Source organism: Paenibacillus vandeheii (genome assembly GCF_030433635.1).
Taxonomy (GTDB): domain Bacteria; phylum Bacillota; class Bacilli; order Paenibacillales; family Paenibacillaceae; genus Paenibacillus; species Paenibacillus vandeheii.
Genome location: NZ_JAROCD010000015.1, coordinates 1 through 22,833, shown reverse-complemented (window position 1 = coordinate 22,833; position 22,833 = coordinate 1). Strand labels below are relative to the sequence as shown.

Annotated in this window: 21 protein-coding genes; 13 read left to right on the top strand and 8 right to left on the bottom strand. The window is 47.1% G+C overall.

All coding sequences use genetic code 11. The features are described 5' to 3' along the window. The first annotated feature begins 99 nt into the window (after positions 1-99). Positions 100-675 (top strand): undecaprenyl-diphosphatase, encoded by a 576-nt coding sequence (locus tag P5G61_RS25845; RefSeq protein ID WP_301249089.1) that lies wholly within the window; start codon positions 100-102, stop codon positions 673-675. A 126-nt stretch (positions 676-801) separates the two neighbouring features. Here P5G61_RS25845 and P5G61_RS25840 read toward each other — a convergent pair whose 3' ends face one another. Continuing rightward, positions 802-2,217, bottom strand: coding sequence for a HAMP domain-containing sensor histidine kinase (locus tag P5G61_RS25840; RefSeq protein WP_301249088.1), 1,416 nt, complete (start codon positions 2,215-2,217; stop codon positions 802-804). After that, positions 2,214-2,885, bottom strand: a complete 672-nt coding sequence (locus P5G61_RS25835; protein ID WP_301249087.1) for a response regulator transcription factor — start codon at positions 2,883-2,885, stop codon at positions 2,214-2,216. Before P5G61_RS25835 ends, P5G61_RS25840 begins: the two co-directional genes overlap by 4 nt. A 183-nt stretch (positions 2,886-3,068) precedes the next feature. Between P5G61_RS25835 and P5G61_RS25830 the strand changes: the two genes are divergently transcribed. Next, entirely contained in the window at positions 3,069-3,941 is an 873-nt protein-coding gene (locus P5G61_RS25830; protein ID WP_301249086.1) for a hypothetical protein, read from the top strand. A 155-nt stretch (positions 3,942-4,096) separates the two neighbouring features. Beyond that, positions 4,097-4,663 carry a hypothetical protein gene (locus P5G61_RS25825; RefSeq protein WP_301249085.1) on the top strand — a complete coding sequence of 189 codons (567 nt, stop codon included), beginning with the start codon at positions 4,097-4,099 and terminating at the stop codon, positions 4,661-4,663. Positions 4,664-4,801: 138 nt separating this feature from the next. Here the strand turns inward: P5G61_RS25825 and P5G61_RS25820 are convergent, their stop codons facing one another. Next, positions 4,802-5,578, bottom strand: a complete 777-nt coding sequence (locus P5G61_RS25820; RefSeq protein ID WP_301249084.1) for an AraC family ligand binding domain-containing protein — start codon at positions 5,576-5,578, stop codon at positions 4,802-4,804. A 21-nt stretch (positions 5,579-5,599) separates the two neighbouring features. After that, a complete protein-coding gene (locus tag P5G61_RS25815; RefSeq protein WP_301249083.1) occupies positions 5,600-6,181 on the bottom strand; it encodes a LysE family translocator in 582 nt (193 codons plus the stop codon). Positions 6,182-6,388: 207 nt separating this feature from the next. On the opposite strand from P5G61_RS25815, the gene P5G61_RS25810 reads away from it, so the two are divergent. The 3 genes from P5G61_RS25810 (at position 6,389) to P5G61_RS25800 (ending at position 10,672) form a co-directional block, all read left to right on the top strand. Then, positions 6,389-7,396: a substrate-binding domain-containing protein gene (locus P5G61_RS25810; RefSeq protein ID WP_301249082.1), complete on the top strand. Its 1,008-nt coding sequence runs from the start codon at positions 6,389-6,391 to the stop codon at positions 7,394-7,396. Positions 7,397-7,457: 61 nt separating this feature from the next. After that, positions 7,458-9,341 (top strand): cache domain-containing sensor histidine kinase, encoded by a 1,884-nt coding sequence (locus tag P5G61_RS25805; protein ID WP_301249080.1) that lies wholly within the window; start codon positions 7,458-7,460, stop codon positions 9,339-9,341. Further along, entirely contained in the window at positions 9,338-10,672 is a 1,335-nt protein-coding gene (locus tag P5G61_RS25800; RefSeq protein WP_301249079.1) for a response regulator transcription factor, read from the top strand. Before P5G61_RS25805 ends, P5G61_RS25800 begins: the two co-directional genes overlap by 4 nt. 100 nt (positions 10,673-10,772) lie before the next feature. Here the strand turns inward: P5G61_RS25800 and P5G61_RS25795 are convergent, their stop codons facing one another. Further along, on the bottom strand, positions 10,773-11,438 hold the full coding sequence (locus tag P5G61_RS25795) for a type 1 glutamine amidotransferase family protein (protein ID WP_301249077.1): 666 nt from the start codon (positions 11,436-11,438) through the stop codon (positions 10,773-10,775). Positions 11,439-11,806: 368 nt separating this feature from the next. Here P5G61_RS25795 and chvE point away from each other — a divergent pair, with 368 nt between their 5' ends. The 3 genes from chvE to mmsB are packed head-to-tail and all read left to right on the top strand — an operon-like array spanning position 11,807 to position 15,612. Continuing rightward, complete coding sequence (gene chvE / locus P5G61_RS25790) at positions 11,807-12,892, top strand: multiple monosaccharide ABC transporter substrate-binding protein (RefSeq protein WP_094938693.1); 1,086 nt, start codon at positions 11,807-11,809, stop codon at positions 12,890-12,892. 22 nt (positions 12,893-12,914) lie between these two features. Beyond that, on the top strand, positions 12,915-14,465 hold the full coding sequence (mmsA, locus tag P5G61_RS25785; RefSeq protein ID WP_301249075.1) for a multiple monosaccharide ABC transporter ATP-binding protein: 1,551 nt from the start codon (positions 12,915-12,917) through the stop codon (positions 14,463-14,465). Then, the gene (mmsB, locus tag P5G61_RS25780; RefSeq protein WP_024633156.1) at positions 14,449-15,612 is read left to right on the top strand and encodes a multiple monosaccharide ABC transporter permease; all 1,164 of its coding nucleotides are present in this window, start codon (positions 14,449-14,451) and stop codon (positions 15,610-15,612) included. Before mmsA ends, mmsB begins: the two co-directional genes overlap by 17 nt. A 352-nt stretch (positions 15,613-15,964) precedes the next feature. Here the strand turns inward: mmsB and mgtE are convergent, their stop codons facing one another. Further along, a complete protein-coding gene (gene mgtE, locus P5G61_RS25775; protein WP_301249073.1) occupies positions 15,965-17,335 on the bottom strand; it encodes a magnesium transporter in 1,371 nt (456 codons plus the stop codon). Between the two features lie 176 nt (positions 17,336-17,511). Between mgtE and P5G61_RS25770 the strand changes: the two genes are divergently transcribed. Further along, positions 17,512-18,216: a DNA alkylation repair protein gene (locus P5G61_RS25770; protein WP_301249072.1), complete on the top strand. Its 705-nt coding sequence runs from the start codon at positions 17,512-17,514 to the stop codon at positions 18,214-18,216. A 77-nt stretch (positions 18,217-18,293) separates the two neighbouring features. Next, positions 18,294-18,833: a methylated-DNA--[protein]-cysteine S-methyltransferase gene (locus tag P5G61_RS25765; protein ID WP_301249071.1), complete on the top strand. Its 540-nt coding sequence runs from the start codon at positions 18,294-18,296 to the stop codon at positions 18,831-18,833. A 317-nt stretch (positions 18,834-19,150) separates the two neighbouring features. On the opposite strand, the gene P5G61_RS25760 is transcribed toward P5G61_RS25765, so the two are convergent. Continuing rightward, the gene (locus P5G61_RS25760; RefSeq protein WP_301249070.1) at positions 19,151-20,014 is read right to left on the bottom strand and encodes an IS3 family transposase; all 864 of its coding nucleotides are present in this window, start codon (positions 20,012-20,014) and stop codon (positions 19,151-19,153) included. 11 nt (positions 20,015-20,025) lie between these two features. Continuing rightward, positions 20,026-20,343, bottom strand: a complete 318-nt coding sequence (locus tag P5G61_RS25755) for a transposase (protein WP_301249069.1) — start codon at positions 20,341-20,343, stop codon at positions 20,026-20,028. 288 nt (positions 20,344-20,631) lie between these two features. Between P5G61_RS25755 and P5G61_RS25750 the strand changes: the two genes are divergently transcribed. Together P5G61_RS25750 and P5G61_RS25745 are read left to right on the top strand one after the other, a co-directional pair. After that, a complete protein-coding gene (locus P5G61_RS25750) occupies positions 20,632-21,387 on the top strand; it encodes a DUF1361 domain-containing protein (protein ID WP_301249068.1) in 756 nt (251 codons plus the stop codon). 99 nt (positions 21,388-21,486) lie between these two features. Beyond that, positions 21,487-22,713, top strand: coding sequence for an amidohydrolase (locus P5G61_RS25745; protein WP_301249067.1), 1,227 nt, complete (start codon positions 21,487-21,489; stop codon positions 22,711-22,713). Positions 22,714-22,833 lie beyond the last annotated feature (120 nt).

Below are 22,833 nucleotides of genomic sequence, written 5' to 3'. Positions count from 1 at the left end.
TGTTTTCTTAGCGTTTTCTAATTTTCCCTTAAAGCTGTTCCCAGAAAAGAGCGCTATGATCAAATGCAGGTTCTTTAAATTGGGAAAAGGGGATTGTCTATGTCTTTCATATTATTCGATTACGAACTTTTTCACTGGATTAACCAGCAGGCGGGACAGCTCACATACTTGAATGGCATCATGATATTTTTAGCGCAAATTTCACTTTTTATGTTCCCGATGGGAATGATTGTGTATTGGATATCGGAGAGTCAAAGAAACCGCATGATTGTGCTGCAAGCCATTGTGGCAGCATGTTCCGGTACCGCCGTCAGTTTCATTGCAGGTCACTTGTTATACAGAGATCGACCATTTGTGACCCACTCGGTCATTCAATTAATCAGCCATAGCGCAGACGCTTCCTTTCCAAGTGATCATGCGACGGTTGCCTTTGCGTGTGCCACTGTCTTTTGGCTGGGTCATGTCAGGTACCGATGGGGTTGGGTTCTCGTTGCTACTTGTATTGCATTTGCCCGAGTATGGTCTGGAGTACACTACCCTTCAGATGTAGTCGCAGGTGCGCTCGTTGGTGTGGCAAGTGCTTGGGGAGTCAGACAGATCTTCATCCGGTTGAAACTTCCAGCGCTGGTCATCCATTCACAGGCCAAAACATCCCATTCAAAAAAAAGCAAATAAAATGCTGTTCATCCAAAGCTTCAGATCAGTTGTTCCAGATTCAGGATGTCACGCTGCTGTGGTGGAAGAGAGGGCTATTGTACTATTGTATAGCCCTCTATATCCATGTCCAATTCCGTTTCATCTTTATTCAGAAGGCGGGTATACGGGAAGCAGAATGGTCACGGTAGTTCCTTCATCTTCCCGGCTATCGATGAATATCTTTCCGTTGTACCGTTTGACGAGACGTTCCGCAATGGCGAGTCCCAAGCCCGTACCGCCTTGTTCACGGGTGCGGGCTTTATCCACACGGTAGAAACGGTCAAAAACATACGGCAAATCCGCTATTGGAATGCCCATGCCTTTATCAGATACCTGAATAGATACATCGTTGGCACGTTGCATTCCACAGACCCGAATCTCTTTGGTCAGCGGTGAATATTTAACAGCATTATCAACCAAAATCCGCAGAATCTGCTCCAGATGTTGAGGAAGGATCTCCACTTCAATACCGGATAGGTGTTCCAGATCAATGTCAAACGTAGTGTCCGGGTGCAGCTGTACAACGTTGGTGAGCGCATGCTGGACTGTTTGGTGAAGATCGACCGCAGCTTCTACTGCAATGTGCCCGGATTCGGATTGACTAAGCATTAACAGTTCATTCAGGATGGTTTTTAACCGTTTAAGTTCCTGGGCCGATACATCCAGGGACTCATTCAAGATGTCCGGGTCATGCTTGCCCCAACGGTTCAACAGGGATATGTGTCCTTCAATGATGGCAACGGGTGTACGGAGCTCATGCGAAGCATCTTCGACAAACTGCTTTTGTTGCTGAAACGAAAGCTCCAGTTCATCCATCAGGCGATTGAACATCCGAGCGAGATTAGACAGTTCATCATGTTGATTGGGCACATTAACGCGCTCATGAAGTCCTTTCTGCTGGATCTGGATCATCGTTGCATTCATAGTCATAATGGGCTTGACGAATTGGCGTGATAACAGAAACGCGCCCAGAATGCTTAACCCTACAGCTGCAATCCCCCCGGCAAACATCACCAGCGTAAGCATATCGCTTAATTTATCCGTATTTTCCAGGTTGGTCACGATTTCAATCGTCCCGCTGAAATTCGTGGTTATCAGGGGGGATCTCATAATAAGCAGGTGATCCTCGTAATGCCATGCAGTGATCAGAATGCGTTTTTTCACCGTTTGCGGCTCAACCCACTGTTCAGGAAGGCCCTTGGTTACTTCAAGCAGTGCAGTTCCTTTCTGGTCCAGAATGCGGATCATCTGATTCTCCTGATTTAACTTGGTAATCAAAGAACGGTTATCTGCAATTTGCGCTGCTGACACTTCTTTCTCCTGCAGGTAACTTTCGATCTCATTCATGCTTTTCTCAATGTTTTGCTTTTCCTGAACAATGAGCCATTCGTTGATGACAAAGTATTGGACAATGTTATAGACAATAAACAACGCGCCAAGCAAGAGCGAAATCCAGATCGTCAGTTTCCAGCGAATAGACCCATGGGCACGGGGGAGATATTTTCGAATCCGGCGAATCATTTCTGAATCCCGTAACCCAAACCGCGTATCGTCTGAACAAAGCTGGGGGAACCCGGAGCATCGATTTTACTGCGCAAATAACTGATATACACATCCACTACATTCGTCTCCACGTCGGCATCGTATCCCCACACCAGATCAAGCAGCATTTCCCGGGTCATGACACGGCCGATATTTTGCATGAGGATCACTAACAGGTCAAATTCGCGTCTCGTTAATTCAACAGCCTCTCCGTATTTCTGAAAAGTTCGTCCCTCCAGATCCAGCTGCAATCCTTGATGTATAAGTAAAGAATGTTCGCTGACCGTGCTGGAACGACGAAATAAGGATCTCATCCGTGCCAGCAATTCTTCAATGGCAAAAGGCTTCGGAATATAATCATCGGCTCCGCTGTCGAGTCCCATGACCCGATCCATCACACCATCCCGTGCCGTAATCATGATGATGGGTGTTTGTTTGACGTTGCGTATTCTTCGGCACACTTCTACGCCATTAATGCCGGGCAACATGAGATCGAGCAGGATCAGATCCCACTCCTTTTCGAGTGCCAGTTCAAGTCCGTTTCTTCCATCGTAGGCTACACTTACCGTGTAGGCTTCATGCTGCAGTTCCAGTTCTATAAAGCGAGCCAGGTTTTTCTCATCTTCAATCAGCAATATGTTTTTCATTAGAATCGGTCCAATCCTTTAATTTGGAGGCAGCCAGATCAAGCTTACAGGTTAAGCTTGCCAAGTCCAGTGTACAACATTCAAATTGGAAAAGATTAAAAAATGTGATCCGGTTTTCTTATCAAATTTTAATGAAGAAGGTATAGACTGGGTTTTAACCTCCAGTACGAGAAAGAAGTGATCATGATGAGCCGGCCGAATCGGGTTCAACCCATTAGTTCAACAACATATGCCAAAACACCTAATAACGAGATCAAATCTGAGCCAGCCAAAATCACTCCAAAAGCATCGCCTAAAAAGAAATCATCGGGGATGGGGTGGCTTGTTGCCTTAATCTGCATTGGCGCTGCCGGAGCATCAACATTTTTTCTGGTTCCGTCTGTCAAGGGCACCGTACTGCATGCCGTGGAGAAAGTGACTGGAGTTCATGCAACACCGACTGTTGCATCTGCCAATCCAGTCAGTCAAGCTCAGGCATCATCCATGGCTTCGTTGAAAGCACAGAAATCCGTTCAACCACAGGCCACAGCTTCCACAATTTCGGTGGTTCCGGCTGTACAGTCAACGGATCATATGGCTGCGGCCAAGGACGTTGCCAAGACTTATGTCGGTATGCCTCCAAACAAGGCCGCTGCTGCACTCGCACAATTGACCGATCTGGAGATCGTGTATGCCATGACCGAAATGTCCCCAGAACAAAGGGCGCTGATTTGGAGTAAAATGGACCCGGACCGGGTTGCCAGCCTTTCCATGCAAATGAAGCCTCGCTCTGTAGTTACGGATCATGATCTTGCGCTCATTCAGCGTAAAATCAAAAAACAAAACAGCAACATAGCTAACCAATCGGTCAAGGAACTGGTTCAAACCTTCTCCAAAATGTCTTCCCCAAGTGCAGCCCTGCTGATCCAAAAATTGTTCCAGGCCGACTCTGCCAAAACGATAGATGTACTGAAGAAGATGGATGTGAATACACGAGCGAGTATTTTAACGGTGATGTCCAGCAATTCGGTCATGATGGATACGGCAAAACAAATTTCCCAGTCATTTCTGAAATAATAAAAGGCAGCTGGATCACAAACCAAGTGATAGCTCCAAAAAATCCCCATTCTGAGGATTGTCATTATGTTATAATAATTTATAATTATGGAATTTGGAGGAATTCAGCAATTACATATCAAGGCATGTTCAATTCAGGAAGAAGGAGAACGGAAATGAAACGTTTAGTCTTGATAACGTTGGTTCTGTTAGTCATTTCAACTGGATTCACGGGATTTTGGGAAGAGAAAGCTTATGCTTGCAGCTGTGTAGAAGCGAATGCCCAAGAGAAACTGAAGACGTCCACATCGGTTTTTACAGGTAAAGTGGTGAAAAGGGGTGGGGTGCAAATATTTAGCACTGAGCGATTGAGAGCATATACCTTTGAAGTGGATACCGCATGGAAGGGTGTTTCTTCTAAACGAATGATTGTCATGGGAAATGATGCCGGGTCGGAATCTTGCGGGGTGCAATTTGAAAAAAAACAATCCTATCTGATCTTTGCCTACCAGGATGAAGAGGGAAGTACGTTGCATACGAATCTTTGCAGTGGAAATGTTTCCGTTGATCAAGCTGGAGACGCGTTAAAGCTGTTGGGTGCAGGAAAAGTAGTGAGTCAGAATGATTTTGGAGAAACCATTCATGGACGAAGTTGGTCATTGTATCTCATGATATATGGTGGACTTACTTTATTGCTTGTATTGGTCATTGGCTCGATCTGGAGAAGAAAGAGACGTACATGATTGAAGGTCTAATTAAGGAGACACATCATTACGGCAAATGAAAGAAAAAAATCAAATCCCCGCATGGAACGTAGAGGTATACTCTCGTTTACATGCGGGGATTTTCTGCATACGGTCGGATAAATCTTACCGATTCAATTAGTTTAGTTGCAGCATGTATTCATAAGCCGTAATACCAAATACCCGTTTAAAGTGTCTGTTCAGATGGGTCAGGTCGACAAAACCGCATTCGGCTACAGCGGAGTAGATATCCTTATGTTTTTCAATGGATTGCCGTGCACGTTCTACCTTGCAGTTCAGGAAAAACTGGTAAGGAGATATACCGGCATGTGACTTGAACTCACGAATGAACTGAAACTTGGACATGTTGAATTCCGCACTCAGGTCATCCAGTTTCAGCACATCTTCGATGCTGCCAAACATCATTTCTTTGGCTTTGCAGACCAGATTATCTTGAGGTTGCCAAAGCTTCGCATCCATTTCTGAGCGTGAGAGCAATTGCACCAGATCAAAGAGCAGTCCACTGCACATCGCTTCATCCTGTCCGTGCTGAACAGCCTCGTTCAGCATCAGAATGCTTCGTGCGAGTTGAGGATCATAGACGATGGGAGTGGTAAATCGCAATTCTTTCTTCCCGAGAATCTCCTCGATTAAATCCGGCTTCAAATACAGCATCACATAGTCTATGCCAGCCTTGTCATAGGAGCTGCCGTCATGGGATTGTTCCCGGTTGAACAGCATCACGCCGTTTTTGTGGGAGGCCTGATAATGACCGTCCAGATGGTATTGCTGAATACCACGCAGGGTTACTCCAATTGCATATTCCTCGTGACAATGCTTTTTATAGGCGAAATCCGTAAAGCTGGCGGATAGAGCCAGTACATCCTGTGATTTTTTATAGTTGAAACATTCCACGCGCTACGCACCTCCCATACCTTAAATGATTCCCGATACCATAATGGCTGAGTATAACAAAAAGAGGGCCATAAGGATACTCAGTACTTTTTGATGACGATTCAGCAGCGTTCTGAACATGGAGCCAAAGACGGCCCAACTAGAGTATGCCAGAAAACCGATGAGGGTAATGAGCAGCACGAACAGTAACGATGACAGCGAACTGTCGCAATAGGGCAGAACATAGCTGGGGATGACCGTGAACGTGAACAGTACCACTTTTGGATTCAAAAACTGCATGATTAAACCGTTCCAAAATCCGGTAACCTGCTTTGTTGCTGTTTCGGTAGAACCCATTTTGTAGACCTGATACGCCAGATACACCATATATAGGCCGCCAACAATCTGCATCACACGGAGAATGCCAGGCAAAATGCCAGCAAGAACATGATTGAGAAAAGCTGAAGCGGCAAGCAGCAGCCCGAATGCAAGTGTGGCTCCCCACACATATTTCATCGTTTTCTTAGCACCAACCTGTTGCGAAGAAGAAAGAATCACAATATTGCTGGGGCCTGGTGTGAAGGTAACGACAATGCAATAGATCAAAAATGAAGTAAAATTCATGGTGAACGCCTCTTTTCTGGCTCGTCTTATTCCATGAATGATACGATGTGAAGGGATGATCTTATAGTACATTATTGCAGCAGTTAACATTAGAGCAGGAAAAAAATGATGAATTCGGAATAGGTAAAACGGTTTCCTTTTTATATGATTGCGTTTACAATTTAAGCAGAATGTTATAGCTGACAGACGACTTGAGGAAGTGAACGGATGAAAAAACTGCTGCTGGTCTATATTTTGTTAATCTCAGCGTTTGTGTTGTATGTGTTTCGGTTCGAATACGCCGGTCAGGTGAATGGTACCTGGGAAGACCGGGGGCTGCGTGGAGATATTGGCGAAACTTACATGATGATTACTTTCCAGTCCGGACTGGAATATTGGAAGAGTCCCCTGAAAGGCTTCGAGGATGCCGGGGATGCGCTTGGTGTAACCGTGGAATACCGCGGAGCTACCCGGTATGATGCGAAGGAACAGACGACGGTTATCGAGCAGGCCATTGCTCGCAAGCCAGCAGGAATGGCCATATCGGCCATCGACCCGCAATCGCTGATTCCGGTGATTAGCAAAGCAATGGACGCGGGCATACCTGTCGTGTTGTTCGATGCCGATGCACCAGGAAGTCGGGCATATTCTTTTCTCGGGACGGACAATTACAAGGCAGGCGTAATGGCTGCTGACAAAATGGCTGAACTGATGGCTCGGGAAGGGGAAGTTGCAGTGTTGACCCTTCCTGACCAGCAGAATCATGAAGAGCGAACAAAGGGGTTCCGCGATACGATTCAGCAACGTTTTCCTTTGATGAAAATTGTTGAAGTCGCCGATGGACATGGAGACGCAATGGTATCAAGAGACGAAACGATCAGGCTGCTGAAGGCTCATCCGAAGCTGGCTGGCATTTTCGTGACCGAGGCGACCGGAGGAGCAGGTGCGGGTGAAGCGGTACAGAATTTGAAGGGGGCTCGTTCGCTCGCAATTATATCCTTCGATACCAATAAAGCCACACTGGACATGATCAAGGGAGGCACGATTTCCGCAACCATCGCACAGGGAACCTGGAACATGGGATATTGGTCACTTCAATATTTGTTCCATCTGCATCACCAGTTGACGGTACCCGCTCCATCCTCTCTGGATGAGAATGCACCGCTTCCGGTCACGGTGGATACCGGAATTTCCGTGGTGACCCGAACGAATGTGGATGATTATTATGCCAAATAACGCTGATCCACAGGAGAATTCTCGGGGCAGGGAAGCAAGACGCATTCGAAGGGTGGGGAGAATGCAGCGTTTGCGTTTGCGCAATATGCCGCTGCGTTATCAGTTAATGCTGCTGTTTTTACTATTTGCCATCGTGCCTTCCGTAGGACTGGGCGTGCTGGTGAACTGGACCGTGGAACGGATTGTCGAGCGACAGGTTGAAGGGCATACGATGCAGCTCATTGGCAAAGTGAATGAAGCGCTCGACAGCAAGATGGAGAACCTGCAAAACATGACGTATCTGATTGCGTTTGATCGGGACGTGGATGCCTTTATGCGAGGAAAAACGGCATCGGATAAAGATACACGCACAGATTCATCGAGCAAGGAAGGGATTTCGGAAGCGGATCAGGATCAGCTGTATGGCATCAAACAAACCTTGCAGGGTTTTACGACGCTTTATCCGGAAATTGCCGGCATCGTTCTCGTCAATGGAAGCGGTGACTATATCAGCAATGAGATGTACCCCCGAGCAACGAAAAGTCTGACCCGGGAAAACTGGTATGTGAGGGCTTCTCAAAATCCAGGTATTTTTACCGTGTTGGGGCAGCCGCTGGATCGCAATATAACCACACATGTGAGGTACAAGGATAATGAGATTGTATCTGTTGCGCGTTCCATTACGGATGAAGCATCGGGACGTATACTTGGCGTTATTATGATTGATCTCAAGCTTCGGTCTGTCTCTCAGGCTGCCAGAAATGTAACCCTGGGTAAATCCGGTTATGTGATGGTAACTGATGAGGAAGGGAGGAGCGTATATATGCCTGAACATCCTTTGGTAGAACAGATTCCGGCGGAATGGTTCCAATCCGGCGACAGCGGAACGTTCAATGCTGAGGCGGGTGGGAAGGAGCTTTTATTCATGTACCAGTCCTCTACGTTTACGGGCTGGAGAACGGTGGGCGTATTTCCTGCACGGGAATCGATCACGGAAGTGCGACAGATCCAGTTTTATGTGGTCAGCTTTGTGTTCGTGGTATGTTTGTTCGGTCTGAGCGCCTCCTCTTGGTTCTCGCGTTCCATCGCGCAGCCCATTTTTCGGCTGATGTCTTATATGCGCAGGGCGGAGACGGGAAATCTCAGGGCTGGCCGCTGGAGCGACAGGGCGGATGAAATTGGCATGCTAGGTAGAAGTTTTAACCGGATGCTTGCACAGATCCGTCAGCTCATCTCCCTGAATGAATTAAAGGAACGGCAGAAGCGTGAGGCTGAAATGCGCAGCTTGCAAGAGCATATCAAACCCCATTTTCTATACAATACACTGGATACAATTCATTGGATGGCCCGTAAGGAAGGAGCGGACGATGTATCGAACATGGTTGGCGCTCTTTCCAGACTGTTTCGCATCGGACTCAGCAAAGGGGATGATTTTATTCCTCTGCATTCCGAGCTTGAGCACATAACCAGTTATCTGCAAATTCAACAGACCCGGTACCGTGACCGGCTGCAATACGAGCTCATCGTTCCAGACGATCTGCGTGATTTGTTCGTACTCAAACTGCTGCTTCAGCCCCTTGTTGAAAATGCGATTTATCATGGCATCAAGGGAAGACGAGGGCCAGGCAAGATTCGGGTGGAGGCCAAAACAGAACAAGGAAGACTGCTGCTGCGGATTCAGGACGATGGAGCGGGCATGTCGAGTGAGCGGCTTGCAGAGATGGAAGGGCTGTTGGCAGCACCTTTGGAAAGTCTTGAAACGGCATCCTTGTCCGATAAGGCTGGCAAAAGCTACGGCATGTTGAACGTACAGGCACGTATACAGTTGGTTTATGGTATCAAATATGGCATTGTGCTGGACAGCAGGGAAGGTGTGGGTACCTGTGTGCAGGTCATTCTTCCGCTGTTGAGAGAGATTCCGGCAGGAAAGTCATTTGATAGGGAAAGGAGGCAGGAGAGCGAATGAAGAAATTCATATCAACGACAACAAACACCGCAGAGGATAAAAGGTCGGCTCCGTTAACTGCGACGGAGAACAGGCATGCGGAGAAGCTTTACCAGGTACTGATTGCCGATGACGAGCCGATCATTCGTGAGGGCATTCGGGATTCAATCGACTGGATGGCCTTGGGCATGGAGGTTGCCGGAGAAGCAGAGGACGGGGAGGAAGCGCTGGAACTGGCTGCCAGCCTGAATGTGGATATCGTACTGGTTGATATGAATATGCCTTTTCTGAACGGAATCGAGCTGATTCGTCGTCTTCAGGACGATTGCCCGAATTGCCGCTGTCTCATTATATCCGGACATGATGAATTTGCTTATGCCCAAGAAGCCGTTCGGCTTGGGGTAGAGGATTATATATTGAAGCCTGTTCAGGCAGAACAGCTGTATGCTGCCCTGGCGCGACTGCGCCAGCATATGGATGAAGAACATATGCGAACCACGTATGTGCAACAGGCAGCCGACCAGATTGAACGGAATATCCCGCTGCTGCGACAGCGTTTTTGCCTGGATTGGCTGGAAGGATCAGTCAGGGGGACGGAGCTGACGGGGCAACTCGCGTTTTTGCGTCTGCCACCTGCGCCGCCTGTACAGATTGGAATCGTCCGCTGGCCTGCTGCAGAAGCACGTCAGACGGTGATGCATGAGAGTGACCGCCAATTGTTTCTTTTTGCAGCAGAGAATATTGTTGACGAATTGCTGGGACAGCTTCCACATGTCCTGTTCAGGGAAGTGAATGGATTGATTGGCATATGTCTATGGCAGAAGGCGCCGGAAGGGATTGAGTCCACAATGGAGCAGAAAATCAGTTCTTGCCTGAATATCGCTGTTCATGCCTATATGGAGCAACACGCAGGAACGTTGGAGGAGGCGCCGGACACATATCGACGATGCCGTGAGAAGGTATTTGGAGAAGCACGGTTGTCTCCGCTGGTTCGCCGGGCACGTCAGCTCATTCAAGAGAATTATGCGGATCGGGAGCTGACATTGGAATCGCTCGCTGTCCGTCTGAATGTATCTGCGGTGTATTTGGGCCGGGTGCTCAAGAAAGAACTGAACGATTCCTTTGTTACTCTGGTTACACACGCCCGCATCCGCAAGGCGGTACAACTGCTCGATGCTACAGCGTGGTCTATCCACGACATTGCAGAGCAGGTAGGGTACGATACGCAGCATTATTTCAGCACCGCATTCAAAAAAACGATGGGCATGTCGCCTGTACAATATCGCAAAAGCGGGGGAACAGGCAGCAGCAACGATACAGCTAATCAATCTTGGGAAAAGACAGAGAGATAAAATTGGATCAAGAGGATATGTCCTACTTCCATAAAGGAGGGCATATCCTCTTTTTGTTTACAGATGTCTTTCAATGCTAGGTCACAGCCACCCACCCTAATTAGAGCGTCTCAACCAATTTCTGAATCTTTGAGCGGGAAATTAAATATATAGGACCCATTATTTCTATTTTGCCGTCCTTTACACGTATAGCGCTCTCCTGTTCTGCCGCATAAACATCAATCTCTTCAGACAAGGGGAACAGGTAGCCTTGAACAAACGTGGCGTAGTCGCGTTGAGAATGAGATTCATAGGCAAAATAATCAAAGCCAATACCATCATAAATAGTACTTGTTTCAACTTCATCAGTGTTATTCAAGCTTAACCATTTTGCAGCCATATTTAACGCACCGGCGCTGGCACCCATTATAACGGCATTGCTGTTCTTAATAACATCCGATAATTCATAATTCGCCAAAAAATCGTTCTGCAAAACAGGATATCCACCGCATAAAAAAATAACAGAAGCGTTTTGAATGAATCGCTGGGCATCTTCCTTCTGCATGCGGTAATCAATGAAATGATATTCATCAAAAATAATATTAGCCTGATTCAACCATGTCCATTCAGAAACATCATCAAAGTTAATTTGCTCACCTGTATAACCAGACGGATCAGCGCTAATCATAACAAGCGATTTTCTGTCTTGTATATCCTCTTGCAAACAATGGACCAGCTTCTCTGGAAAAAAATGATTAAACCAACTGAAATAGTAGTGAGTCTTCAAACTTAATTACCTCCATATGTACTATTCCATTCATCCATTCTTAACGATAAAACAGATTATACATGCTAGAAAGATGAACGGTTCTTCAGCCATTTCGTTTACAAATCTTTGTACACTTTTCATAAACCAACTCTATATTACCATAACATGGAATTAGAGTATGAGAAAAGGTTACCTGGGAGCTTTAATTGAGCGTATTCAAAAGTTGAAATTTTATAAAAAAAGTTCAAATGCAGCAAAGACCATACTGTTCCCGAATGCTACGATGGGTTCAGACAGGATTTACAGCTTGGATGTACCCGACATATTGTAAGCGTTATCTTATAATTCGTTCAAGTCTGTATGATTTGAGGAAAGGGGAACTTCATATGAAAAAAGGAGCACTGTTCATCTGGCTTCTGGTGATGACTTTGGTCCTCTCTGCCTGCAATCTGGCCGAGAGTGAGACAGGCAGCAAGGCCAAAGGGTATGTCGGCATTTCAATGCCAACCAAATCCTCCGAACGTTGGGTAGGGGACGGGGAAAACATGGTCCGCCTGTTCCAGGAACAGGGGTACAAGACTGATTTACAGTACGCTGAGGACGTCGTCGAAAATCAAATCTCTCAGATTGAGAACATGATTACCAAGGGTGTGGATGTCATGGTGGTTGCTTCCGTGGACGGCAATACACTGACGGACGTGATCAAGAAGGCGCATGATCAGGGCATACAGATCATTTCGTACGATCGCCTGATTCGCAACACCCCTTACTTAACGTATTACGCCACATTCGACAATTTCAAGGTGGGTGTGCTTCAAGCCTCTTACATTGAGCAGAAACTTGGGCTTAAAGAAGGCAAGGGACCTTACAACATTGAGCTGTTTGGCGGATCTCCCGATGACAATAACGCATATTTTTTCTTTGACGGAGCTATGTCTGTCCTGAAGCCATACATGGATTCCGGCAAGCTAGTCGTGCGAAGCAAGCAGATGACGATGGCCCAGATTGCGACGCTGCGTTGGGACGGAGCTTTGGCCCAATCACGAATGGATAATCTGCTCAGTGCCTATTACTCGGGAGACAATCTGGATGCGGTGTTATCCCCGTATGATGGGATCAGTATCGGGATCATCTCATCGTTAAAAGGCGTGGGATATGGTAAAGCGAACAAGCCGCTGCCGGTGATCACGGGTCAGGATGCCGAGCTGGCATCAATCAAATCGATAGTGGCGGGGGAACAGACCCAGACTGTATTCAAGGATACCCGCAAGCTGGCGGAACAGACGGTAGAGATGGCCAACAGCATTTTGCAAGGGAAACCGGCGGAAGTGAATGATGAAAAATCATATAACAACGGAATTAAGATCATTCCGGCTTATCTGCTTGATCCCATTTCAGTGGACCGAACCAATGTGGAGAAGGATATTGTGGGCAGTCAATATTACACCAAAGAAGAAATTGGACTGAAATAACCGAGTGAAAGGAGCGGGTCCCATGGCCGGAATTATTCTGGAGATGAAAGGAATCACCAAAACCTTCCCTGGCGTCAAAGCGCTGGAAAACGTCAATCTCAAGGTCAGAGAAGGCGAAATTCATTCGCTATGCGGTGAAAACGGTGCAGGCAAATCGACGCTGATGAAGGTGCTGAGCGGTGTATATCCGCATGGAACATACGACGGGGACATTTTGTTTGAGGGAAAGACATGTGAATTCAGGGACATTAAGCAGAGCGAGGAACTGGGAATTGTCATTATCCATCAGGAGTTGGCTCTTATTCCCTACCTCTCCATTGCAGAAAACATCTATCTGGGCAACGAGCGTGCCAGCAAGGGCATCATTGACTGGAAAGAAACGTATGTGGGTACCCGGGAATTGCTGGGCAAGGTAGGGCTAACCGAAAATCCGAATACGCTTGTATCCAATATCGGTGTGGGCAAGCAGCAGCTGGTCGAAATAGCGAAAGCGCTCTCCAAAAAGGTGCGGCTGCTCATTCTGGATGAACCCACCGCTGCCTTGAACGAGGATGACAGCGAGAATCTGCTTCAATTAATGCTGGAATTCAAGAAGCAGGGCATTGCCTGTATCCTGATTTCTCACAAGCTGAATGAGGTGTCGAAGGTGTCGGATTCAGTAACCATTTTGCGGGACGGCAAGACGATTGAGACGCTGGATATGAGGAAGGACAACGTAACTGAAGACCGGATTATTAGTGGAATGGTAGGCCGTGATCTCACCAGCCGTTATCCGGAGCGCCATGCGAACATCGGTGAAGTCATCCTGGAGGTGAAGGACTGGACGGTCTATCACGAGCATCATGCTGATCGCAAGGTGCTGAATCAGGTCAACATGAACATCAGACGAGGAGAGATCGTAGGCATTGCCGGTTTGATGGGGGCCGGACGCACAGAGCTGGCCATGAGTATTTTTGGCAAATCCTATGGACGCAACATCACGGGACAGCTCATCAAAGATGGCAAACCCATTCAGAACAACAGCGTAACAGAAGCCATTCAGAATGGCTTTGCCTATGTGACAGAGGATCGCAAGGAGTATGGCCTCATTTTAATGGATGATATCAAGCGCAATATTTCGCTGACGGGTCTTAACAAGCTGACTCGAGGCGTCGTTGTAAACGAGCGTGAAGAAGTAGTTGTTGCCGAAGAGATGAAAAAAAGCATGAATATCAAAGCGCCGAGCATTTTGCAGAAAACGGGCAATCTGAGCGGCGGTAACCAGCAGAAAGTAGTGCTCAGCAAATGGATATTTGCCGGGCCGGATATTCTTATTCTGGATGAACCAACGCGCGGCATCGATGTCGGCGCCAAATTCGAAATTTATACGATTATTCATCGGCTTGCTGCAGAGGGCAAGGGTGTCCTGGTGATTTCGTCCGAACTGCCGGAGGTATTGGGCCTGTGCGACCGAATTTACGTGATGAATGCCGGGCGAATTACGGGAGAGGTCAACCGGGAAGAAGCGTCGCAGGAAACGTTGATGAGATATATGACCAAGTCAGGAGGCGAGAAGCATGGAAATGTTAACTAGACTGTTCAAAAACAATATACGCCAGTATGGCATGATTATCGCGCTGGTCGTAATTATGCTGTTGTTCGAGGTGTTGACGGGCGGGCTGCTGCTCAAGCCGATCAACATTACCAATCTGATTTTGCAAAACAGCTACATTCTGGTACTGGCCATTGGGATGGTGCTGGTCATTATTACCGGACATATCGATCTGTCGGTAGGTTCAATCGCCGCCTTTGTCGGGGCGGTTGCCGCGATTATGATGGTTGATTGGCAGCTTCCGGCCTGGCTGGCGGTCATTGCCTCACTCGTGGTTGGGGCATTAATCGGGGCGTGGCAGGGTTTCTGGATCGCGTACGTGCGAATTCCGGCATTTATTGTGACCCTGGCGGGCATGCTGCTCTTCCGCGGTTTGACGATGATTGTGCTGGAAGGTCAGTCCATCTCACCTTTTCCGGGCGGATTCCAGAAAATTAGCTCAGGCTTCCTGCCGGATATCCAATTTTCAGGCCTCAGTCTTGTTTCCATCATCGTCGGTCTTGTGCTCACGGTCTGGTATATTGTGAATGAATTGCGCGAACGACGTTCCCAGCGAAAATACGGTTTTGAGGTGGTGTCTCAGGGCCTGTTCCTACTCAAGCTGGTGGTGGTGGCTGCGGTTACGAATCTGTTTACGTTTATGCTGGCGAGCTACGCAGGCATTCCGAATATTCTGATTCTGCTGTTTGTACTGATCATCGTTTACTCTTTTGTCATGAATCGTACTGTCATGGGTCGTCATGTTTACGCGCTCGGAGGCAATGAGAAGGCTGCAGGCTTATCCGGGGTCAAAACAAAAAAAGTGACCTTCTGGGTATTCGTCAACATGGGCGTGATGGCCGCCATTTCCGGACTGATCTTTGCGGCCCGGCTGAATGCAGCGACGCCAAGAGCCGGTACCAACTTCGAGCTGGATGCCATTGCAGCATGCTTTATTGGCGGCGCTTCTGCTTCTGGCGGCATCGGAACGGTATTTGGCGCCATTATCGGCGGGCTGGTCATGGGGGTTCTGAATAACGGAATGTCCCTCATTGGTCTGGGTATTGATTGGCAGCAAGGGATCAAGGGATTGGTGCTGCTGCTGGCGGTAGCGTTTGACATTTATAACAAAAACAAAAGATCGGCATAATCCGGTGTTGTAATGCTGGATGGAGGCAGAGTTCTCCGTAATACATCCTTTGGATGCATCGGAAGGCTAGATGAATTGAACTAAACATTTACACGATAACGGAGAGGACAGAAATAACCTGAAGAAGCGGAGCGTTCGCCTTTATCCCCGGATTTTCCCCTTTGAAAAAGGGAATTCAAAAAAATCTGGGGATAACAGCGATCGGAAGGTTGTTCTGTCATCGGAGTGGCAAGTGTACATATTCTTTAGTTCAATTTATATAGATGAAAAGAATACTTTGAAACAACAAATGAAAAAGCAGAAACAGACCTTCATCCGCCGGATTAGGTCTGTTTTCTGTTTTTTACGTTATTCACATCAAGGCATCCAGAAAACGGGTTGCGATGCCGAAATAGATAAACAACGACAAAATATCATTCAGCGTTGTAATTAATGGGCCGGAGGCGACCGCAGGGTCTACTTTGAACCGACTGAGCAGAAGGGGAATGCAAGTGCCAGTCAGTGTTCCGATGACGAGAGTGAAGAAGAGTGATACGCCGATAATCGCTCCAAGCAGCCAGTCACCTTGCCAGAAATAGGCGATGACCGTAATCATCAAGCCGCATACAAGTCCAATCATTAGGCCTACCTTAATCTCCCGGCCAATCAGCGCGAGCACTGTGGCCTTGTCCAGCTTGCGTCCAATCAGTCCACGCACAACGACAGCGAGGGATTGTGTCCCCGTATTCCCCGTCATGCCGGCTATCATGGGCATGAAGAACGCCAGGGCCACAACCTGATTCAGTGTGTCCTCGAAAAAATCCACAATGCTTCCCGAGATCAGTCCGATGAATAACAGTAAAATCAGCCAAGGAAGGCGACGTCTGACAGCAACCAGCGGTTTGGTATCAAAATCGATGTCTTTGCTGCCGCCACCCATTTTGGCGATGTCTTCACTGGCCTCGTCCATAATAATATCAATGACATCATCCATTTGGATCACGCCGCATAATCTGCGATTCTCATCCACGACAGGCAGAGCCATAAACTCATAACGCTGCAACAGCTGTGCGGCTTCTTCCTGGTCCATATCGACGGTTGCATGGATGACACGCCGCGTCATCAGCTCTTCCACTTTGGTCTTGTCATCTGCCTGAGCAAGGGATTGATAACTCACGACTCCGACCAGTTTGCCTTCATCATCCGTGACATATAAGTAACTGGTCGCTGGAATGAGCAGCGATGCCTGCGATTCTCTTAGCGCTTCTTTTGCTGTTTCATGAGATAACAGGGTGCGGTAACGATCGGTCATGATTCGCCCTGCCGTCTCCGGTGGATAGTTCAACACGGCGCGGATAATCGAAGAGTGATCCAGGTTCATCGTAGACAACAGTTCTTCCCTGCGTTTGAGAGGCAGATCATGCATGAAGCGAATCAGATCACTTTTGTCCATCTGCTGCATGACTTCAAGGGTGCGTTCTGGGCCTAATTGTTCGAATAGATGTACCTGTTCTTGAAGTGTGAGCGCTTCTGCCATATCGGCGAGAACGTCAGGCTTGAATAAAAGCAAGAAGCGTTTCGTCTCTTGTTCAGGGAACTTTTTATATATGAGAGAAAGGTCGTATGGATGCAGCTCTTTGGCCCATTTATAAAATTCGGTCAGGTTTTGGGTTTGCACAAATTGCACAAGGAGCTCCGTAATCTCTTCAACCGAAAAATCTTTTTTGAGATGGGATCGGTTCATATGTAGTCTCCTTTCTAGATGGGTTCAACTCCGTATTCTTAAACGAAATGGGATGGAAGTTAAACAGCGACCAAGGGAAATGGATATTGTAATCTTGCTAATGCATTCGATATGGGCTTACAAATGAATGCTGCCGGGATATACTTGATGTAGAAAACCCGATGAGGAGGAGACATGTGGAAACGGTTGTAAGAACACAATTGTTATCTCTGGTCGAACCGGAATATCAGAAATTCTCGGCTGCGCTCATTCCGAATATCACGAATCTGTTAGGTGTGAGACTGCCTGAAATACGCAAGATGGCGAAACAAATTGTCAAAGAGGACTGGCGAGCCTATCTAAAAACCGCTGATGATGATTATTTTGAAGAAGTCATGCTGCAAGCGATGGTCATCGGTCATGCTCAAGCAGATATTGAAGAATTGCTGCATCATATCGCCTGGTTTGTCCCCAAAATAGATAACTGGTCCGTATGCGACAGCTTCTGCGGTGGATTGAAATATACGAAGGCACATCTGGATCAGGTGTGGCAATTCTTGCAGCCCTATTTGGTATCCAATCAGGAGTATGACATTCGCTTCGGTGTTGTGATGCTGTTGAACTTTTATATGGAAGAAAAATATATCAGCGAAGTTCTTGTCTCATTAGATCGCATTCGTCACGATGGTTATTATGTGAAAATGGCAGTGGCCTGGGCTATCTCCATCGCTTATGTGAAACAACCTGAAGCCACGCTACGTTATTTGCAGGACAATACATTGGACGACTTTACGTATAATAAGGCTCTTCAGAAAATAACAGAGTCCTATCGTGTTGATTCGGAGACCAAACAGATCATTCGCAGCATGAAACGAAAATCGAAGAAACCGGTTCGTGTGTAGTATGTGTGCATAACGTGAAAAGAAATCAGATATAAACCTACGAGGGAAAGGACGATACACGTATGAGAAAGAGCATCATGTGGACCAAAATGGAACTGGACGGTCGTCCGTGGGTATTGCTTGGCACCGAAAAAGGGTTATGCCGTGTCATTATGCCCAATGAAACCCTGGAGGATTGGGGCAGCTGGATTGGTCGAATTGCACCTGGCGTGGAGCTGGAAGAGAATGAAGCAGCGTTGAAGCAGACAGGTATGATGGATTGGCTGCAATCCTATTTTGCCGGAGACAAAGTGGCTTTCACCGATGAAATCCCGCTTGATCTGATCGGAACAACATTCCAACAACAGGTATGGACAGAGCTGGGTCGTGTTCCTTATGGTGAGACAAGAACCTATGGCGACATTGCTGCTGCGGTGGGAAGACCTTCTGCGGTGCGAGCTGTTGGGGCTGCCAATGGAGCCAACCCCATTCCGGTACTGCTGCCGTGTCACCGCATCATCGGTGCCAACCGCAAGCTGACCGGATTTCGCGGCGGACTGGAAATGAAGCGAAGACTTCTGGATATCGAGCAAATTGAAGGTGTGACCGATGGCGGGCATGCGCGTTTTAATTTTTGATTAATTATATGAAAACGAAGCGGTAAAACTACTGCGGCCAAGGCTTCGCACAGTTCTAACTATGTACAGGCACTCTCTAGTGCCTGTTTTTGCATTCTCTATTATTAGAAGAATGGAGGATAAACGGAAATATCGCGGAAATTGTCTTTCCCTTCTGGAACATGGCGCTAACGAATCTCCTACACCTTATTGTGAGGAATAACGTGACATGTAAAATCTAACGAACCTCAGCCGTCTTATTCCAGTAAAAACCTGCAGAATGATGCGCAAAGGCTCACAGAGCAAGGGAATGGGACCTCTGTCAAGAAAGTAGACACTTACACTACGGATTTTTCGGAAAATTGCTGTGCAAAACGGACAGGGGAAAGGTACCCCAGTGCGCCATGCATTCGCTTGCGGTTGTAATAAAACTCAATGTATTGGTAGATGGCCATGTAGGCCTCTTCCGGTGTTTTAAAGCGCGGATTACAGTAAATGAGTTCCTTCTTTAAAATACTGTGCCAAGACTCGATACAGGCGTTATCGTAACAGTTTCCCCGGCGGCTCATGCTGGATTCCATACCGTAGGCACTTAACTGCTCGACGTACTCTTTGGAGGTGTATTGGGAGCCACGATCCGAGTGATGGAGCAAACCCTGACCAGGTCGTTTGGTAGTGTAAGCAGCCTTTAAAGCATCCAGCACCAAGCTAGTTTCCATATGGTTCGACAAACGCCAACCAACAATTTCACGCGTGCACAGATCCAGGACACTGGCGAGATATAAGCGTCCTCCTCGGCACGGGATGTATGTGATGTCTGTAACCCAGACGGTGTTCGGTTTGAGCGTTTTAAACTGTTGATTTAGCGTGTTGGGTGCGACCGGATGGTTATGCTTGGAGTCCGTGGTTTGGACATGATATATGCGGCTAACGACGGAGCGAAGCTTCATTTGACGCATGTACACACTCACCGTACGTTCGGTGATCCTAAACCCCTCCAGATGAAGCAACCGGGTAATTTTGGGGCTACCATATCGCTTGTTGTGGTCGGCAAAATGGTACTGAATTCGCTTCATGATCCGGGATTTCCGAAGCTCCTGCATGCTTGTTTCGTTTTTCCGCCATTTGTAGTACCCGCTCCGTGAGACCTGCAGGGTTTCGCACATCTTCTCCAAGTGGAACTCGGAGCGATGATTCTCCACGAACTGGAATCTCAGTTCTTTGGTTTGCTGAAGATGTGCACCGCTTTTTTTACAATAGCCAGTTCCTCTTCCGTATCGGCAAGTCGATGTTCTTTCTCTTGGAGCATGCGACGCATCTCTTTCAGCTCTGCTTCGAGTTCCTTAACTCGGTCCATACTGGCAGCCGGTTCGTTTTTGAGCTCACGATATTGGCTCATCCATTGATGTAACGTACTTTTCGGGATGTTAAGCTCTTCCGCCAGATCACTGAGTGTCTTCGTCTGTTCTTGAATAAACTTGACCGTTTGCTTTTTGAATTCTTCATTGTATCGTTGCCGTTGTTCTCCCATGTGGACACACCTCCGTTAGTCTTATTATCCTTCTGTCCGTTAATGGGTGTCCACTTTTTATTCTAGCTCCAAATATGGTGTCTACGGTTCGTTACGATGACTGACCCGTTGAACTTCGTCAAATAGAGTGTGGTCGATTCGTTAAAATAATAACGATTGTCTGAGAGCTGTTACGGTCACTTGCTCAAACGATCATAAGATGTTCGCATATACCACATTTTGGGTTATGATTGACGTGGATTACTAGGAAGGTGTAGTAACGGTTCGTTTTATGAAATCGATGATTAGGTGATCGGGACTGCTCAGGCATACCACCAAGGAAAGGGAAATCGGAGCGAAGAAATGAACAATAATAAAAATACAATTTATTTGAAAATGAGTAGTGTTTTACTCGTTGCTACCATATGTTGTCTACTTGTTGCTGTCTACTTGCGTACCAAAACAAACACGAACATGTATCAATTTTTAACGTGGGACATATTCTTGGCATGGGTTCCATTCATCATTTCATCAACAATTAGTTATGTATGCCATAAAAAACTTACAAGAATGAGTATCGCATTGGTTGGAGTGATGTGTGCAGGCTGGCTGTTCTTTCTACCGAATTCGGCATATCTTTTCACAGAAATCCTGCATGCATTCAGATACTTTGACCCTCAAGGGGAAACTAAGTTTTGGGTTAATATTGATTTTTGGTATAGTCTCACCCTGACGTTTGTCGTAGCTATACTGGGTTTAGTGCTGTCCATTTGTTCGATACATCAAATCCATGGAATGTTAAATAAACGACTAAGCCAATTAAGCAGCATGGTCGTTGTAGGTGTTATTTTACTCCTGAGCAGTCTAGGGGTATACATTGGGCGATTTAATCGGTGGAATAGCTGGGATGTCCTGAAGCGGCCTGGCCTCATTTTGAAGGATATTATGACTGACTTAAGTGCAGGTAACAGCATTCTGGTTGAATTTGTGGCTATGGTATTTGTGATTCAAATGTTTGGATATATAGCTCTTCGTATACTAATGGGGAAGTCCAGCAATATCTAAACGATAATCGTATGGAACACCAACGTTTTAACTATTTTTGCTGAATGAACTCCTATGGTACCATTGACCACATAGACCGAGTGGAAAGAGGGAGTGACCATGCTGAAGCAGAAATATTGGTTAACCAACGTATCATTAGAGCAAAGTTATGTAATGGAAGACGGGCAGGTAACTGGCACCCGAACAAACCTTGGTCATCTGCGGATTGAAGATGGAGTCATTGCAGCTATTGTGAATGGGGAAACGGATTTAACAAGCGAGTTGCCGCAGGTTGATGGTAAAGGACTTCTGCTGTTGCCTTCCTTCGAGGAAGCCCATATTCATCTGGATAAAACGTATTATGATGCACCATGGAAAGCGGTTCGACGCATCTCCAGCATTTTCGAACGTATCGAAGAAGAGAAAGTATTGCTGCCCAAGCTTTTACCCGATGCGAAGCGTCAAGCGGAAAGTATTCTGACCTTGATTCAGAGGTATGGGTCCACCCATGTGCGCACTCATTGCAATATTGAGCCGGTCAGCGGGTTGAAACGGCTGGAAGCGACGAAGCTGGCATTGGAGACATTTTCGGGCAAAATCTCCTCTGAAATCGTCGCTTTCCCGCAGCATGGGCTGCTCCGCTCTAATTCGGTAGAACTGATGCGTCAAGCCATGGCAGAAGGGAGCACTCATGTAGGTGGACTTGATCCTCACGCCGTGGACGGGCATATTGAGAAATCGCTAAATGCAATGGTCGAACTGGCTGTTCAGTATAAGGCAGGCATCGATATTCATCTGCATGAAGCTGGAGAATCAGGTGAACAAACATTATTGCAATTGGCTGATTTGACTGAAGAGGCGGGGCTTCAAGGTAAAGTTACTGTGAGTCATGCATTCTGGTTTGCTCATGCGGAGCAGCAGGAAGCGGAAGACATGGCCAAGCGAATGGCTTCCCTTGGTATGGGAATCGCCTCGACCGTGCCTATAGGCAGAATGATGATGCCACTCCCGATGCTGCATAAACATGGGGTGAAGGTGAAGCTGGCGACAGACAGTTTGACGGATCATTGGTCTCCTTTTGGTAATGGAGATCAACTGGAAAAAGCGGGCCGTTTCGCCGAACTGTACGGGTATAACGATGAACGGTCCTTGTCTCAATCGCTTGCATTTGTAACAAATGGCATCACTCCGCTGGATTTGGAGGGGCAACAGGTATGGCCGAAGGTAGGAGACACAGCTAGCTTTGTACTGGTAGAAGCAAGCTGCTCGGCAGAGGCGGTTGCCAGAAGGTCTGCGCGACAAGCGGTATGGTTTGAAGGAAGACTGGTAAGTGGATCGGTAGAATAGAGCATACTGGAATGGATGGACCACGGGAAACCGTGGTTTTTTGTTATGGCTTTAGCCTGTTGAGTGCGTGAAACGCGCGAAACAAAAAACCACCCGCTATGCGGGTGGAGGGATCGAGGG

Coding starts and splice junctions, on each gene's coding strand:
- P5G61_RS25845 (WP_301249089.1), top strand. CDS start 100: ATGTCTTTCATATTATTCGATTACGAACTTTTTCACTGGATTAACCAG.
- P5G61_RS25840 (WP_301249088.1), bottom strand. CDS start 2,217: ATGATTCGCCGGATTCGAAAATATCTCCCCCGTGCCCATGGGTCTATT.
- P5G61_RS25835 (WP_301249087.1), bottom strand. CDS start 2,885: ATGAAAAACATATTGCTGATTGAAGATGAGAAAAACCTGGCTCGCTTT.
- P5G61_RS25830 (WP_301249086.1), top strand. CDS start 3,069: ATGATGAGCCGGCCGAATCGGGTTCAACCCATTAGTTCAACAACATAT.
- P5G61_RS25825 (WP_301249085.1), top strand. CDS start 4,097: ATGAAACGTTTAGTCTTGATAACGTTGGTTCTGTTAGTCATTTCAACT.
- P5G61_RS25815 (WP_301249083.1), bottom strand. CDS start 6,181: ATGAATTTTACTTCATTTTTGATCTATTGCATTGTCGTTACCTTCACA.
- P5G61_RS25810 (WP_301249082.1), top strand. CDS start 6,389: ATGAAAAAACTGCTGCTGGTCTATATTTTGTTAATCTCAGCGTTTGTG.
- P5G61_RS25805 (WP_301249080.1), top strand. CDS start 7,458: ATGCAGCGTTTGCGTTTGCGCAATATGCCGCTGCGTTATCAGTTAATG.
- P5G61_RS25800 (WP_301249079.1), top strand. CDS start 9,338: ATGAAGAAATTCATATCAACGACAACAAACACCGCAGAGGATAAAAGG.
- chvE (WP_094938693.1), top strand. CDS start 11,807: ATGAAAAAAGGAGCACTGTTCATCTGGCTTCTGGTGATGACTTTGGTC.
- mmsA (WP_301249075.1), top strand. CDS start 12,915: ATGGCCGGAATTATTCTGGAGATGAAAGGAATCACCAAAACCTTCCCT.
- mmsB (WP_024633156.1), top strand. CDS start 14,449: ATGGAAATGTTAACTAGACTGTTCAAAAACAATATACGCCAGTATGGC.
- mgtE (WP_301249073.1), bottom strand. CDS start 17,335: ATGAACCGATCCCATCTCAAAAAAGATTTTTCGGTTGAAGAGATTACG.
- P5G61_RS25765 (WP_301249071.1), top strand. CDS start 18,294: ATGTGGACCAAAATGGAACTGGACGGTCGTCCGTGGGTATTGCTTGGC.
- P5G61_RS25755 (WP_301249069.1), bottom strand. CDS start 20,343: ATGGGAGAACAACGGCAACGATACAATGAAGAATTCAAAAAGCAAACG.
- P5G61_RS25745 (WP_301249067.1), top strand. CDS start 21,487: ATGCTGAAGCAGAAATATTGGTTAACCAACGTATCATTAGAGCAAAGT.